Raw genomic sequence first — 14,539 nt, 5'->3', positions numbered from 1 at the left:
GTTTATGAAGATTTTATTTTCTGAAGAGGAAAGTTATTATCGTAACCTTGGTTTGGTTGATATAGATAATGTTTCTTTTACTTTTGATGGTATGAAACTCTATAAACAAAAGGAGTCTTGGTTAACTCAAAACTTTGATATGTTTGTATGTTTCATGTATACATTACCTCATAATTGCATTTTGACTGAAAAATTCAAGAGAAGCAATTGTCCAACAGTTTTAGTTATTGATGGTATATATGATTATGCTAATTCTAACTCAAACCCCATGGTAAAAAAGTATCATTTAGAACTTTATCAGCATATACAACAAGACTTTATTCTATCGGTAGATCATCGATTGAGTAGTTTTTTTCATCCAAGTAAAAAGCACATTGGCTATCGACCTAAACATATCTTAGCGTATAACAAGTTCACGGAGTTTAGCAGCGTGGAAAAAAAAGTGTTAATCACTACCGCTAATTCTGCTTATTTTAATGATGTAGAATACCAAAACTTAATTGATATCATTAATAAGACTATATTTGTCTTCGACTCGAACAATATAAAATACGACTTTCGAATTTTTGACGAAAATATTCTGAAAGATATAATAATTAAGGATGGTTGTAAGAATGTAGTTGATTGCAGCTTTGAGGCTATTCTTGGTAAATATGATCATTTCGTAACTACACCTAGCTCTATAGCAATATCTGCAATCAATAACCGGAAGGCTGTCGCTCTACTTCTATATCGAGATGAACCAACATTTATTAGTTCGGGTTGGTCATTTACTTCAAAAAAAACGATATCAGCAGCTCTGAGCAGTTTTTTAAATATGGATGAGCCTCGGATGAGATACCAAGAACGGTTTGTCAATTGTTTTGAGCAAGAGAGAAGCATTAGTGATGCATTATCTATGGTTGCTAAAAATATCGATTCTTTCTCGTCATCTAATAGTGATTCGACATCTGAAGAATACTTGATTCGTTCGTACGAAAATATGTTAAATTCTAAGTTTAATATCAATTTAGAGTATGGTTCTAGAAAAATATATACGAGATTTAAATCTTTCCGTTTTATTAAGTTTTTAAGAAAAAAATTAAGGTGACTTTATGTTTTTAATAGCTGGCCCGTGTGTAATTGAGTCGGAAGGCTTGGTTCTTGATACCTTTGCTAAATTACAAGAAATGACGTCAAACCTAGGTATCGAATATATAGCAAAGTCATCATTTACCAAGGCAAATCGCTCATCTGTCAAAGCCTTTACTGGTCCAGGAGTTGAAGAGGGGTTAAAAATCCTCCAAAAGGCTAAGGAACAACTTGGGGTGAAAGTCATCACGGATGTCCATGAAGATACTCCACTTGATGAAGTTGCATCTGTCGTTGATGTTCTTCAAACTCCCGCCTTTTTAGTTCGTCAAACTAGCTTTATTCAGCGGGTTGCGTCTTTTGGCAAGCCAGTGAATATTAAAAAAGGTCAGTGGATGCATCCGGCTGATATGGTTCCTGTTGTTGAAAAATGCCGAGCTGTTGGTAACGATGATATTTGGTTATGTGACCGAGGTACAAGCTTTGGTTTTGGGCAATTAATTAACTATATGCCTGGATTGACAATAATGAAAGAGTCAACAGGTTGTAAGGTGGTCATGGACGCAACTCACAGTGTACAAATGCCTGGTAGTTTAAACGGGTCAACAGGTGGTAATCGTTATCATGTTCCCGCTATTGCAAGGGCGGCTGTTGCTGTTGGTATTGATGGACTGTTTATGGAAACGCACCCAGACCCAGATAAAGCTCTTTGTGATGGTCCGAATATGCTTGCTCTCGAGCATATGGAAGAACTGTTGGAAACTTTGTTAGAGATTGACCACGTTGTTAATAATAGAGGTCGGATTGAAACTAAATTTTGATCTATTTCTTATCGAGAATGTAGTAAGTTTGATTTCTTAGAGTTAGTTTTAAATTCAAACATAAAGTTATATGAAAACTAGAATTGTTATTCCGGCTAGGTATAATTCTTCAAGACTTGAAGGAAAGCCTATGCTAGAAATTTTAAATAGGCCTATTTTCTGGCATGTCTATCAACGTTGCCTTGAGGCAAAATTTGAGCGAGAAGACATTGTTTTAGCTACGGATGATGAAAGGATATTTGAAAAAGCAATATCATTGGGGTTAAACGCAATGATAACGTCTAATGAGCATGAAAGTGGAACTGATAGGATCTTTGAGGTTGCCACTTCGGGTTGTTGGGAACCAGATGATATTGTAATTAACGTTCAGGGCGATGAACCTTTAATTTGCGCAAAATTGATCCGAAGTCTTGCAGACTTTTGTAAAGCAAGAGGTGACTTTGACATTGTTACAGCCGTAAGTCCCATTCGAACTATATCTGATCTTGAAAATCCCAATGTAGTAAAAGCAATTATGGGATTAAATAATTTGGCTTTATATTTTACGCGCTCCCCAAGTCCTTATAATCGAGAAGACCCCAATAACTTTGAACTTGCATTCAAACATATAGGAATTTATGCCTACAGTGTTAAAGTATTATCTAAATTTTGCTCTTTTGAAGAATCGCCACTTGAAAATTATGAAAAACTTGAACAGTTAAGGGCTCTATCAAATGGACTAAAAATAGGAGCATACTTATATAACGGAGAAGTACACAACGGTGTTGATACTTTATCTGACTATATCGAAATAAAAGAAAAAATGGAGAGAAAAAGTGGATAGTATTGAAGTAGCAAAAAAAGTTATTCATACTGAGATAGAAGGTTTGTCTTTTATGTGTGAAAGAATAGACGAACAGTTTTCTTTGGCGATTAACTCTATTCTTTCTACCTCAGGAAGAATAATTATTTGTGGTATGGGTAAGTCGGGAATAATCGGTAAAAAAATTGCCGCGTCTTTTGCCAGTACCGGCACTCCTAGCTTTTTCATGCATCCAGGCGAAGCATTTCATGGTGATTTAGGAATGGTTAAACCGGAGGATGTTTTTATAGCAATATCTAATTCTGGAGAAACGGAAGAAGTTCTGAAATTACTACCTTTTCTCCGAGATAACGGTAACTATGTTATTGCCATAACTGGTTGTAATACTTCCACGTTAGCTAAAAATGCTCATTGCCATTTAGATGTAGCGGTGCCCAAGGAAGCTTGTCCTCATCAATTAGCACCAACAACCTCAACGACAGCTACTTTAGTGATGGGAGATGCTCTTACTGTAGCACTTATGAATTCTCGAGAGTTTCAACCCGAAAACTTTGCTCGTTTTCATCCGGGAGGATCTTTAGGTAGAAAACTATTATCAAAAGTTAGGGATGAAGCTATTTTAGAGGATTTGCCCATTGTTGCTAAAAACGCTAGGTTTTCAGAAATAATACAAGAGCTATCATCAAAAGGATTAGGTGTCGTTCTTGTATTAGATAGTACCAATAACATTTATTCTATTATCACTGATGGTGACTTAAGAAGAGCATTGGAATGCCACGGACGGGATATTTTTGATTTAAAGGCATATGACTTCGCAACAGTTAGCCCGAAATCTATTTCAATAGATAGTAGTACTACACAAGCTTATGAGATGATGGAACATCATCAAGTTACATCTTTAATCGTATTAGATAAAGAAAATGTCGTAGGATTAATAAAAAAATAGATGGAGCCTGGTGAGGACGTTAAATTGAAAATTGTATATGTAATAACTAAAGCCGATGAAATCGGAGGGGCTCAAGTTCACGTTCGAGACCTGAGTGTATTAGCCCAAAAAGATAACCATGAAGTGACCGTAATTGTAGGTGAACCTGGTAGGCTTGTATGTCAACTCCAAAAAGAGAACGTTTCTGTGATTATTGTTCCGGAGTTGCAGAGAGATATTAATATAATTAAAGATATCAAGTGTATTTACAAGCTACACCGAATTATTGATAGGTTGGATCCAGATCTTATAACCCTCCATTCATCTAAAGCCGGGGTTGTAGGACGAGTTGTTGCCAAACTACTGAAGAAAAAGGTTATATTTACCGCTCACGGTTGGGCCTTTGCTGACGGTGTCAACGAAAAGAGGAAAAAATTATATATCAAGATAGAAAAAACTTTAACTAAGTTCACTAATAAGATAATTACTGTCTCGGAACAAGACAAAAAACTAGCCTTAGAAAATGGTGTCGCGTGTGGAGATCGGCAGGTTGTCATCCATAATGGTGTGCATAATCAGGTTTCCTCTGCTATTTATAATAGAGATAATAATATTGTTCGGCTTGTTATGGTTGCTCGTTTTTCAGAACAAAAAGATCATGAAACACTTCTGCAAGCATTAGCTGGAATTACCCACCTTCCTTGGACATTAGACTTGGTAGGAAAAGGACCTAATTTAGACTCTATTGCTAAATTAGCGAATAAATTAAACTTAGGTGACCGAGTTAATTTTCTCGGTGAGCGAGATGACGTTCCCGATATCTTATACTCTAGTGATATATTTTTGTTAATTAGTAACTGGGAAGGTTATCCTTTGTCTATATTAGAGGCTATGGGGTGTGGGCTGCCTATTATTGCTAGTGATGTTGGAGGAGTATCGGAAGCTGTAGTAAATGGAAAAAATGGATACTTGATTTCAAGAAAAGATATAAAAAATTTGGAGTCATGCTTATCGATTCTAATAGAAGATAGGGATTTACGCAGGAAAATTTCGACGATTAATTCAGAAGAGTTTATGGAAAAGCACTCTGTAGAATCCATGTATAGAAAAACGATGAATGTATACAATGAGGTTTTAAGTATCTGACTTTATTTGAAAGGTTTTCAGTTTTACTATCAATAAAGGATATCTATTTCAGAAGACCAAAATATTGTATGTTACTGAAAGTGGTTCGGAAAATAAAATAACATTTCATATTTGCAATTAAATATTATACAAAACATGTATATTGTTTATATACCCGTGATCATTGAAGATGCTTGATTTTCAATAGAATTAGGATCATGCTACACACAATGAAAATTGCACTGACTCCTCAACAGAAAATACAACTCGAACAAACACACGATTCGACTCGTGATGGCAGAGTACGTGACCGTATTAAAGCTGTTTTGCTGGCTTCTGAAGGTTGGAGTCAGACCATGATTGCTCAAGCTCTTCGTATCCATGAATCGACCGTTGCACGCCATCTTAGCGACTACGTTCTGTCTGAAAAACTGAAGCCTGAAAATGGTGGAAGTCAAAGCAAACTTTCTGCGGCTCAAACCGTGCAGTTAATCGAGCATTTGACTGAGAAAACCTATTCTCACACGTATCAAATTGTCGCATACGTTAAAGAGACATTTGGACTTGATTACACGGTTTCTGGCATGAACAAATGGCTTCACCATAATGGCTTTAGCTACAAGCAACCTAAAGGCGTTCCACACAAGTTTGATGAAGCAAAACAACAAGCATTCATAGATGCTTATGAGGCGCTAAAGGCAAGCTGTGGCAAGGATGAGTCGATAGTCTTTATTGATGCAGTTCACCCAACACTATCAACTAAAATATCTCATGGTTGGATACGAACTGGTCATGATAAAGTGATTGAAACAACGGGCAATCGCAGCCGATTGAACATTATTGGCGCACTGAACTTGTCGGATATCGGTGCAACCATTACACACGATTATGAGAGCATTAATAGTGAAACAGTTGTTCGTTTCTTCTGTAAGTTAAGAGAAAGTTACCCGTTAGCTCATAAACTCCATATCATCTTGGATGGTGCGGGATATCACCGTAGTGACCTAGTTAAATATGCGGCGTTTGTCCTGAATATTGAACTGCATTTCCTTCCGCCTTACAGTCCAAATCTCAACCCAATAGAGCGACTATGGAAAGTCATGAACGAGAAGTCGAGGAACAACGTTTACTACAAAAGAAAGCGGGATTTCAAGGCTGCGATAGAGCAATTTTTTGCTGTGACTCTTCCAGAGTTCGCAGGCTCTTTGGCATCGAGAATTAATGATAATTTTCAGGTTCTCAAGCCTGCATCTTCAAGTTGATTGGGTATATACTATGAATCTTAACTGAACGATGAACCGAATACTGTGGTTGAGTCGAGCTGCATGATTATCAGCTTTACTTAGCGAGCAATGATATCGACCACACCACAACTAAAGCTATGTCGCCACAAACAAACGGGATCTGTGAACGGCTCCATAAAACTATATTGAATGAGTTCTGCCAAGTTACGGTCATAAAGAAACTGTATGGCTCAATGGAAGGGGCGCAGAAAGAGCTGGACGAATGGATTGACTACTACAACAATCATCGTACTCATTAAGGAAAAATGTGTTGTGGTAGAACGGCTGTAGAAACATTAGAGTATGGGTAGTCAATCTGGGCTGAAAAGAATTTAGCCCAGATATAATCTGACAGGGACCGAGTCGAAAAGTGGCTAACTGTCAGATCAGGCCTGAATTAGTGCAGTTGATTTGGCTTCAAAAGAGTATGCACTAGCGTCCCATTCCAAAGAGTACTGTTTTTACGGTAAGAAACAAAATCTTCACTTCCATCTTCCAGTTTTGATGTTTGATATAGTAAATATCATACTTATGCTTCCAAACTGCGTCTTCAATTGAAGCTCCGTATGGGTATTTTACCTGAGCCAACCCTGTAACTCCTGGTTTTACAGCGTGACGAAAACGATAATAAGGAATCTCTTTTTCCAATTCTGAAATAAACACTTCTCGTTCTGGGCGTGGACCTACCATTGACATCTCATTTCTTAATACGTTAATCAACTGTGGTAGTTCGTCAATGCGTGTTTTACGAATAAACTTGCCTACTCGTGTTACTCTAACATCATTTTTCGTGGCCCATTTTGCTCCATCCTTCTCCGCATCATTGCGCATGGAGCGAAATTTGATTACATCAAACTCTTCGTTGTATTGCCCGGTACGTCTTTGTTTAAAGAATACGGGGCCAGGTGATTCAAGCTTGATTAAAAGAACAGTAATTAATCCCACAGGAATGGCTATCCAAGCAAGCACAAAAACAAAAAGCAAATCAATGACTCTTTTTTGCCAACTGTTTTTTCGGTTAGATAGGATTGAAAAAGCTTTTTGGTGAAGAAAATAACCACTATGGAGTAGCTCTGTTTCTGTGTATCCTAAACGTCTATCAAAGTAACTCACTAAAGGTTCCACCCAAGCCCCAAGCTCTGTAGCAGCTACAAGGTAAGCTTGTTGATTATCATCTAAATGCGAACTTCTAAAGTGGCATAGTGTCTTATTTTTGAAATCTCTGATTGAGTAGTTGTTCACCTGAGCATTGATTTCAGGGTGCCTCTCTAAGACTGAAAAAATGGTTTTCTCGTCTGAAACCGGACAATAGATATATACACAAGTATCCTTAACGGTTGTTTTTAAGTTTTCTGATGCTACTTGAGTGTTAAGAGATTCGTCGTTAGATAACTCTTTCGCTTCTCTCTTTTGAAGTGTTGTGTCGATAGTGTCTGTCATAGGTTAATGTTTTAAATGTTAGACTAGCCAATTTCTGATAACCACGGAAGTATAGTTTATTTGTTGATGAATTTATATCCTAAACAGTCAAAATTATTCTTGATAGCGTCTAATAGTATTTAAAATGCTTATGTCACCGTTAATGAGTTTCTATATCGGAAGATGCTAATACGTTTTCGGTTAAGCTAGTAGCCAGCTTCCTCTTTTGTTATCCTCAAACGGAAAAAGTCGAAGGGTTTCCTTATGAAAATTGCTATCGCTGGTACCGGCTATGTAGGGCTTTCTAACGCTATGTTGTTAGCTCAAAACCATGAAGTGGTTGCACTAGATATCGTTCCTGAAAAGGTTGAATTGCTAAACAAAAAGCAATCTCCAATTGTTGATGCTGATATTGAACATTTCCTTGAAAACAGGGAACTAAACTTCATCGCAACAACCGATAAGCAGAAAGCTTATCAAAGTGCAGAATACGTTGTGATCGCAACGCCAACGGATTATGACTCAGTCACACATTACTTTAATACTTCTTCAGTTGAAGCTGTGATTAAAGATGTTATGTCTATCAACCCTCATGCAGTAATGGTTATTAAGTCTACTGTTCCTGTTGGTTATACTGCCCGAATTAAGGAAGAGTTGGGGTGTGAGAATGTCATTTTCTCACCTGAGTTCTTGCGAGAGGGCAAAGCGCTTTATGATAACCTTCACCCATCACGTATCATTGTTGGTGAGCGTAGCAAGCGTGCTGAAGTATTTGCTAGCTTGCTGGTGGAAGGTGCAGTAAAAGAAGACATCCAAGTCTTATTTACAGACTCGACAGAAGCTGAGGCAGTTAAACTGTTTTCAAATACCTACCTTGCAATGCGTGTGGCATACTTTAATGAGCTAGATTCTTACGCAGAAGCTCATGGCTTGGACGCTCGTCAGATCATTGAAGGCGTTGGCTTAGATCCACGTATCGGTAATCATTACAACAACCCATCATTTGGTTACGGTGGTTACTGCTTACCAAAAGATACCAAACAGCTTTTAGCCAATTACCAAGATGTACCAAACAACATCATTGGTGCGATTGTTGATGCTAACCGCACTCGTAAAGATTTTGTGGCTGAAGCTATTCTTAAGCGCGAACCAAAAGTTGTCGGTATTTATCGTTTAATCATGAAGGCGGGATCGGATAACTTCCGTGCTTCTTCTATTCAAGGCATCATGAAGCGTATCAAGGCGAAAGGTGTTGAGGTCGTAGTTTACGAACCAGTGCTCAAAGAAGAAGATTTCTTCAACTCTCGAGTGATTAAAGACCTGAATGAGTTCAAACAAAGTGCGGATGTGATTGTTTCTAACCGCATGGTGGAAGAGTTAGCTGACGTTGCGGATAAAGTTTACACGCGTGACTTGTTTGGTAGTGATTAAATTTTTAGTATAACGATAATAAATGGCTCTCATGAATGAGGGCCTTTTTTACAGTTGGTGATTTTAAAAATGATTAAAAAATGTCTTTTCCCTGCAGCGGGTTACGGTACTCGTTTTCTACCTGCAACAAAATCCATGCCGAAAGAAATGATGCCGGTAGTTAACAAGCCATTGATTGAATATGGTGTTGAAGAAGCGATTGAAGCTGGCATGGATGGCATGTGCATTGTCACCGGTCGTGGCAAACATTCTTTGATGGACCACTTCGATAAAAACTATGAGTTGGAACATCAAATTTCAGGAACAAGCAAAGAAGCACTGTTGGACGATATCCGTTCTTTGATTGATTCAGCGAGTTACACATATATCCGTCAACGTGAGATGAAAGGTCTTGGTCATGCTATCTTGACTGGTCGTGAGTTGGTGGGTGATGAGCCATTTGCTGTTGTGCTAGCAGACGACCTTTGTGTGAATGAAGAGCAGGGCGTATTAGCGCAAATGGTTGAGCTGTATAAACAGTTCCGTTGCTCTATTGTGGCGGTTCAAGAAGTTCCAGAAACTGAGACCCATAAGTATGGTGTGATTGCTGGAGAGATGATCAAAGATGACATCTTCCGAATTGATAACATGGTAGAAAAGCCAGAACCAGGCACAGCACCAAGTAACTTAGCAATTATTGGTCGCTATATCTTAACGCCAGATATTTTTGATCTTATCGAAAATACAGAGCCAGGCAAAGGTGGAGAAATCCAAATCACTGACGCATTGATGCAACAAGCTCAATCTGGATGTGTTATCGCTTACAAATTTAAAGGTCAGCGTTTTGACTGCGGCAGTGTAGAAGGTTACATCGAGGCGACAAACTATTGCTACGAGAACCTATACAAAAAAGCGTCTAGTGCTGAGCTTGCTAAAACACCAACCGTAAAGGTTGTTGAACCTGCATAGTTGTTCAGTCTCGTTACCAACGTGCTTTAACATGGCTTTCTTACGTACAAAGCTTAGTTAAAGCACGTGGATATTCTTATGCTGTTCTAACTCATTAACAATAATTAAGAACGAGGTTGTATCGTTCTAATGTCGGCAGATATTAGTTTAATAAACCACCTCAATTCCTTCTGCTTCCAATTTCTCTCCTAACTCTTTTTTCGCTTCTTTCTCTCCATGTATCAAATGCACGGCTTTTGGTTGTGCTGGAATACCAGTAACAAACTTCAATAAATCGCTTTGGTCTGCATGTGAAGAATATCCAGAGATGGTATGGATCTGTGCGTTGGCTTCGATTGGTTGGTTATCGATATCCATCGTGTGGCTGCCTGATTGGATTTCTCGACCTAAGGTTCCTTGCGCTTGATAGCCCGCAAACAACACATCATTTCTTTCGTCTGGTAAGAGTGCTTTTAAGTAATTGACGATTCTTCCTCCTTCGCACATACCGGATGCCGCGACGACAATCGCAGGCTCATCGGTGGAGGCTAGTCGATTCACTAATGCTTGATGTTCTCGATGGTTTTCTACAGTAATGCATTGTTCAAAAGCGAGGGGATGACGATGATTGTTGAGCTTTTGCTTTGCTTCTTTTCCCCACAGTTTTTTGAAACGGCGGTAGGTCTTCGTGACTCTTTTCGCAAGTGGTGAGTCTAGGATAATTGGCAAAGAAGACGACAAGTCGCGTTGGTGAATCAGCTGTTCAATATCGAATAACAGCTCCTGCGTACGTCCTACGCTGAAAGCTGGGATCAGAATTACACCACCGTCTTGCAGTGCGTGATCGATAATGGCGTTTAAGCGCTCAGCTCGAGTGGCAATGTCTTCATGCTCTTTGTTGCCGTATGTGGACTCGATGAACAAATAGTCGGCACGCTTTGGCGGCTTTGGATCGGGTAAGAGCGGGGTATTGGACGGACCTAGATCGCCGGAAAATACGATGATTTCATGATTGGGAAGTTTGAATTCCACGTAAGCGGAACCAAGAATGTGCCCCGCAGGCTGAAAGCGTAGGTAACATTGCTTACCAAGTTGCAGCCATTGTTGGTAGTCATGGGGTCTCAGCTGTTTTTTAATGACATTGAGGACTTGTTGACTCTGATGGAAGTTCAAACCCAGTTGCAGCTTTAATCCATCTTCTAGCATGAGCGGTACCAGTTCGGCTGTTGCTTTGGTGCAGTAAATGGGGCCTTTAAATCCAGCAGCCAGTAACCAAGGTAGGCGTCCAATATGATCGATATGAGTATGAGTCAGGACTAATGCTTTGATGTGTTTAACCGGAAACTCAATATCCAATGATGCCCTGCGGTTGCCAAAATGGATGTCTTTGCCTTGGAAGAGTCCGCAATCGATCAAGATGCTACCGTGTGGCAGTTTCAATTCATGACAAGAGCCAGTGACGGTATGTTTCCCACCATGGTGAATCACACTGGCGATGTCTGATATGGGTGTTGTCATGTCGATTGCTCCTCCTTGAACAAGTATCAGTAACTATAAATCCTGTGGGCAGAGTAAGTGAATAGAGTTCGTTGGTTGGATGGAATTGAGTGGGAATAATCGGAAGTGCGATTAGGTTCTTTGTTTTGATGTAAGGCGTTTTTCGTTACTTAACTTTTGGTTTGACACATGCGGTTAGTAGATTCCTGATGTCGCTTAGGCTCCTCGGAATGACGGGACTCTTATAGATTATTTCTGTTGTTTTGCTGGTTTGATTTGGGTGTGTGCGGAGAGTAGATTCCTGATGTCGCTTAGACTCCTTGGAATGACAAAACTCATTAGATCGTAAGCAAACAAAAAGGGATGCATGATGCATCCCTTTGTTATTTCTACTCTCAGTAAAAACGAGATTAAGCTTTTGCTTTAGCCGCTGCTTTAGCGATTGCTGCGAAGCTTTTCGCGTCTAGAGAAGCACCGCCAACTAGAGCGCCGTCGATGTCTGGTTGTGAGAAGTAAGCCTCAGCGTTTTCTGGCTTAACAGAGCCGCCGTATTGGATGATTACTTGTGCTGCAACTGCTTCGTCTTTCGCTGCGATTAGTGCGCGGATAGAAGCGTGGATGCGTTGTGCATCTTCAGCGGTTGCTGCTTTACCAGTACCGATAGCCCAGATTGGTTCGTAAGCGATGATTGCGCCGTTTAGAGCTTCAACACCGTAAGTGTCGATAACTGCGTTGATTTGACGTGCACATACTGCTTCAGTTTCGCCAGCTTCGTTTTGCGCTTCAGATTCACCGATACAGAAAACAGGTGTTAGACCGTTTTCTTTTAAGAAGTTGAATTTCTTAGCGATGAACTCGTCAGATTCGTTGTGGTATTCACGACGCTCTGAGTGACCGATGATGATGTGAGTAGCACCGAAATCTTTCAGCATTTCTGGAGACATATCGCCAGTGAACGCACCGCTGTTGTTTAGGTCAGTGTTTTGAGCACCTAGGATGATCTTGTTACCGCCTTCAGCGATTACGCGCTCTGCTAGGTCGATGTAAAGTGCTGGTGGAGCGACTGCTACGTCAACACCTTCAACGCCTTCAAGTTCAGCGTTAAGACCAGTTAGCAGCTCAGTTACCATTGCTTTGCTGCCGTTTAGTTTCCAGTTACCCATCACTACAGGACGACGCATAGGAATATCTCCCTTATCTTTAATGTAAATAGTCAATTAATGTAAAAAATCTACGTAGGAATATAACAGAATAATGTGAACAGATCATGATTGGCGTCATGTCTTGTCCGGCTTTCTTTGTTGATTCGACCAAGCATCGATCCTGTTATTTTTGTCAAAAGCAACCGATTGGTGATCGCGTAGACAGAATGATAGTTCATTCCTCGGAAATTGCTGCTGAGATTGGTATTACTACGCGCTGGAATTAATTGTTGTAGAAAGGAATCAAAATGCCAAATCTCGTTTTAGAGTATTCAAACTCGGTGGAAGAACGCGTCAATGTTCAGGGGTTACTGGAGGATTTACATAAAACGGCGTTAGAAAGTGGCCTTTTTGAACTCGCGTCAGTGAAATCTAGAACGCTCCGGTGCCACAATTGGTTAATAGGAGAGGAGGGTGATAGCCTCGACTTTATCCATATCAACTTTGATTTGTTATCTGGTCGCTCCCAAGAACAAAAGCGAGAACTGTCACGAGCCTTGATGGCGACACTTCAAGAGCAAGCTAGTCACGTGCACAGTTTAACGGTCAATATCCGAGATATGGATATAGATAGCTTCCAAAAGGTAGTGAACTAGGTTGCGCTGAATTGCCCGAGAATAGCGAGGGGTTATTGTTACGAATTCTCAGCCCGGCTCTGCTTGTTGTAAGGTCGTTGTGGGCACCCAAGCTATCGGTGTCCTTTCCAAACTATATTGACTCGGCTAATCTATAACCTTTCTATTTTGGGGTAAAATTTGATGTCGACTAAAGAGTTACTGTTTTCTTTTCAAGGACGTATAGACCGTAAAACCTACTGGATTTGGAACGTCATTTACTATGTGTCCATTCTAGGCTTTGGTGCCGGTATCAGCCAGCTGCTTCCTACTCTCTCCTATGTGCTTCTTCCTATTTTCTTGGTGGTTCTGTTGATCCCTGATTTGGCGATCACCACCAAGCGTTGGCACGACCGCAACAAATCGATCTATTGGCTAGCACTGAATATTCCGCTGATTATCGGACGAATTGCCACGCCAATGACCAGCCCTGCCGCGCAAGAGCCGTCGACCCCACAGATGTTCGTCGCTTCCATTTCTCTGATTTGTGGTTTATGGATTCTAATTGAATGTGGTCTCTTAAAGGGGACATCAGGACCAAACCAATATGGCCCTGAGCCGGAGTAATTGCCTCAAGTATCGTGCGTGCTGAAAGTAGATTCTTAGTCTCGCTAAGGCTCGCTAGAATGACGAACTCTTTTGATTTAGAGGCTCTTAAACTCACCGTCACTCTAAACAGCGAGGAACGAGGTGATTAAGAATCTATCATCCGATTGTGCGGTGGTTTGGGTGAACGGGAAAGAATAGGAGCTTGCTGTTACGAGATTTTTAGTCTCGCTAAGGCTCGCTAGAATGACGAGCTTTTTTATTTAGAGGCTCTTAAAGTCATCGTCATTCTGAACAACGAGGAACGAGTGTGATTCAGAATCTATCGTCCGGTTGAGCAGTGGCTAAGCTGAGCGGGAAAGAATAGGAGCTTGATATTACTAGATTCTTAGTCTCGCTAAGGCTCGCTAGAATGACGATCCTTTTTGGTTTAGAGGCTGATAAAGTCATCGTTATTCTGAACAGAGAGGTGCGAGTGTGGTTCAGAATCTATCATCCGATTGTACGGTGGTTTAGGTGAACGGGAAAGAATAGGAGCTTGCTGTTACGAGATTCTTAGTCTCGCTAAGGCTCGCTAGAATGACGAGCTCTTTTTATTTAGAGGCTCTTAAAGTCATCGTCATTCTGAACAACGAGGGACGAGTGTGATTCAGAATCTATCGTCCGCTTGAGCCCTGGTTAAGCTGTGTGTGAAAGAGTAGGAGTTTGCTGTTACCAGATCCTTAGTCTCGCTAAGGCTCGCTAGAATGACGATCCTTTTTGGTTTGGAGGCTGTTAAAGTCATCATCATTCTGAACAGCGAGGGACGAGTGTGATTCAGAATCTATCGTCCGCTTGAGCCCTGGTTAAGCTGTGTGTGAAAGAGTAGGAGTTTGC

The 14,539-nt window shown here is 40.3% G+C and carries 13 protein-coding genes and 1 pseudogene; 11 read left to right on the top strand and 3 right to left on the bottom strand.

Annotation, left to right across the window (positions count from 1 at the left end; translation table 11 throughout):
- Positions 1–4 precede the first annotated feature (4 nt).
- From R7E47_RS10425 to R7E47_RS10395, 7 genes and pseudogenes are all read left to right on the top strand, one after another.
- On the top strand, positions 5–1,090 hold the full coding sequence (locus tag R7E47_RS10425; protein ID WP_318084231.1) for a hypothetical protein: 1,086 nt from the start codon (positions 5–7) through the stop codon (positions 1,088–1,090).
- A 4-nt stretch (positions 1,091–1,094) separates the two neighbouring features.
- Positions 1,095–1,892, top strand: coding sequence for a 3-deoxy-8-phosphooctulonate synthase (kdsA, locus tag R7E47_RS10420; RefSeq protein ID WP_068864956.1), 798 nt, complete (start codon positions 1,095–1,097; stop codon positions 1,890–1,892).
- A 70-nt stretch (positions 1,893–1,962) separates the two neighbouring features.
- A complete protein-coding gene (kdsB, locus tag R7E47_RS10415) occupies positions 1,963–2,715 on the top strand; it encodes a 3-deoxy-manno-octulosonate cytidylyltransferase (protein ID WP_318084229.1) in 753 nt (250 codons plus the stop codon).
- Positions 2,716–2,767: 52 nt separating this feature from the next.
- Entirely contained in the window at positions 2,768–3,640 is an 873-nt protein-coding gene (locus R7E47_RS10410; RefSeq protein WP_079854974.1) for an SIS domain-containing protein, read from the top strand.
- Between the two features lie 24 nt (positions 3,641–3,664).
- A complete protein-coding gene (locus R7E47_RS10405; protein WP_318084227.1) occupies positions 3,665–4,765 on the top strand; it encodes a glycosyltransferase family 4 protein in 1,101 nt (366 codons plus the stop codon).
- A gap of 209 nt (positions 4,766–4,974) precedes the next feature.
- The gene (locus tag R7E47_RS10400; protein ID WP_318084295.1) at positions 4,975–6,006 is read left to right on the top strand and encodes an IS630 family transposase; all 1,032 of its coding nucleotides are present in this window, start codon (positions 4,975–4,977) and stop codon (positions 6,004–6,006) included.
- A 35-nt stretch (positions 6,007–6,041) separates the two neighbouring features.
- Positions 6,042–6,338, top strand: a pseudogene (locus tag R7E47_RS10395) (integrase core domain-containing protein); the annotation flags it as partial.
- A 121-nt stretch (positions 6,339–6,459) separates the two neighbouring features.
- On the opposite strand, the gene R7E47_RS10390 reads toward R7E47_RS10395, so the two are convergent.
- Positions 6,460–7,467: a sugar transferase gene (locus R7E47_RS10390; protein ID WP_318084224.1), complete on the bottom strand. Its 1,008-nt coding sequence runs from the start codon at positions 7,465–7,467 to the stop codon at positions 6,460–6,462.
- A 243-nt stretch (positions 7,468–7,710) separates the two neighbouring features.
- On the opposite strand from R7E47_RS10390, the gene R7E47_RS10385 reads away from it, so the two are divergent.
- Entirely contained in the window at positions 7,711–8,877 is a 1,167-nt protein-coding gene (locus R7E47_RS10385; protein WP_318084223.1) for a nucleotide sugar dehydrogenase, read from the top strand.
- Between the two features lie 69 nt (positions 8,878–8,946).
- Entirely contained in the window at positions 8,947–9,825 is an 879-nt protein-coding gene (gene galU, locus R7E47_RS10380; protein WP_226083747.1) for a UTP--glucose-1-phosphate uridylyltransferase GalU, read from the top strand.
- Positions 9,826–9,972: 147 nt separating this feature from the next.
- Here galU and R7E47_RS10375 read toward each other — a convergent pair whose 3' ends face one another.
- Both R7E47_RS10375 and tpiA read right to left on the bottom strand, forming a co-directional pair.
- Complete coding sequence (locus R7E47_RS10375; RefSeq protein WP_318084220.1) at positions 9,973–11,322, bottom strand: MBL fold metallo-hydrolase; 1,350 nt, start codon at positions 11,320–11,322, stop codon at positions 9,973–9,975.
- 389 nt (positions 11,323–11,711) lie between these two features.
- The gene (gene tpiA, locus R7E47_RS10370) at positions 11,712–12,482 is read right to left on the bottom strand and encodes a triose-phosphate isomerase (RefSeq protein ID WP_005384863.1); all 771 of its coding nucleotides are present in this window, start codon (positions 12,480–12,482) and stop codon (positions 11,712–11,714) included.
- A 269-nt stretch (positions 12,483–12,751) separates the two neighbouring features.
- On the opposite strand from tpiA, the gene R7E47_RS10365 reads away from it, so the two are divergent.
- Positions 12,752–13,099, top strand: coding sequence for a 5-carboxymethyl-2-hydroxymuconate Delta-isomerase (locus R7E47_RS10365; RefSeq protein ID WP_017820736.1), 348 nt, complete (start codon positions 12,752–12,754; stop codon positions 13,097–13,099).
- A gap of 162 nt (positions 13,100–13,261) precedes the next feature.
- Entirely contained in the window at positions 13,262–13,684 is a 423-nt protein-coding gene (locus tag R7E47_RS10360; RefSeq protein ID WP_213899429.1) for a DUF805 domain-containing protein, read from the top strand.
- Positions 13,685–14,539 lie beyond the last annotated feature (855 nt).

The organism is Vibrio sp. Vb1026 (assembly GCF_033338745.1).
In the GTDB taxonomy this organism is placed as follows: domain Bacteria; phylum Pseudomonadota; class Gammaproteobacteria; order Enterobacterales; family Vibrionaceae; genus Vibrio; species Vibrio alginolyticus.
This window is presented reverse-complemented; position numbering and strand designations above follow the sequence as displayed.

Bases quoted from the DNA above. Each gene is read 5' to 3' on its own strand.
- R7E47_RS10410 (WP_079854974.1), top strand. From the start codon at position 2,768: ATGTGTGAAAGAATAGACGAACAGTTTTCTTTGGCGATTAACTCTATT.
- R7E47_RS10365 (WP_017820736.1), top strand. From the start codon at position 12,752: ATGCCAAATCTCGTTTTAGAGTATTCAAACTCGGTGGAAGAACGCGTC.
- R7E47_RS10360 (WP_213899429.1), top strand. From the start codon at position 13,262: ATGTCGACTAAAGAGTTACTGTTTTCTTTTCAAGGACGTATAGACCGT.
- R7E47_RS10400 (WP_318084295.1), top strand. From the start codon at position 4,975: ATGAAAATTGCACTGACTCCTCAACAGAAAATACAACTCGAACAAACA.
- tpiA (WP_005384863.1), bottom strand. From the start codon at position 12,482: ATGCGTCGTCCTGTAGTGATGGGTAACTGGAAACTAAACGGCAGCAAA.
- kdsA (WP_068864956.1), top strand. From the start codon at position 1,095: ATGTTTTTAATAGCTGGCCCGTGTGTAATTGAGTCGGAAGGCTTGGTT.
- R7E47_RS10375 (WP_318084220.1), bottom strand. From the start codon at position 11,322: ATGACAACACCCATATCAGACATCGCCAGTGTGATTCACCATGGTGGG.
- R7E47_RS10390 (WP_318084224.1), bottom strand. From the start codon at position 7,467: ATGACAGACACTATCGACACAACACTTCAAAAGAGAGAAGCGAAAGAG.
- galU (WP_226083747.1), top strand. From the start codon at position 8,947: ATGATTAAAAAATGTCTTTTCCCTGCAGCGGGTTACGGTACTCGTTTT.
- R7E47_RS10385 (WP_318084223.1), top strand. From the start codon at position 7,711: ATGAAAATTGCTATCGCTGGTACCGGCTATGTAGGGCTTTCTAACGCT.
- kdsB (WP_318084229.1), top strand. From the start codon at position 1,963: ATGAAAACTAGAATTGTTATTCCGGCTAGGTATAATTCTTCAAGACTT.
- R7E47_RS10425 (WP_318084231.1), top strand. From the start codon at position 5: ATGAAGATTTTATTTTCTGAAGAGGAAAGTTATTATCGTAACCTTGGT.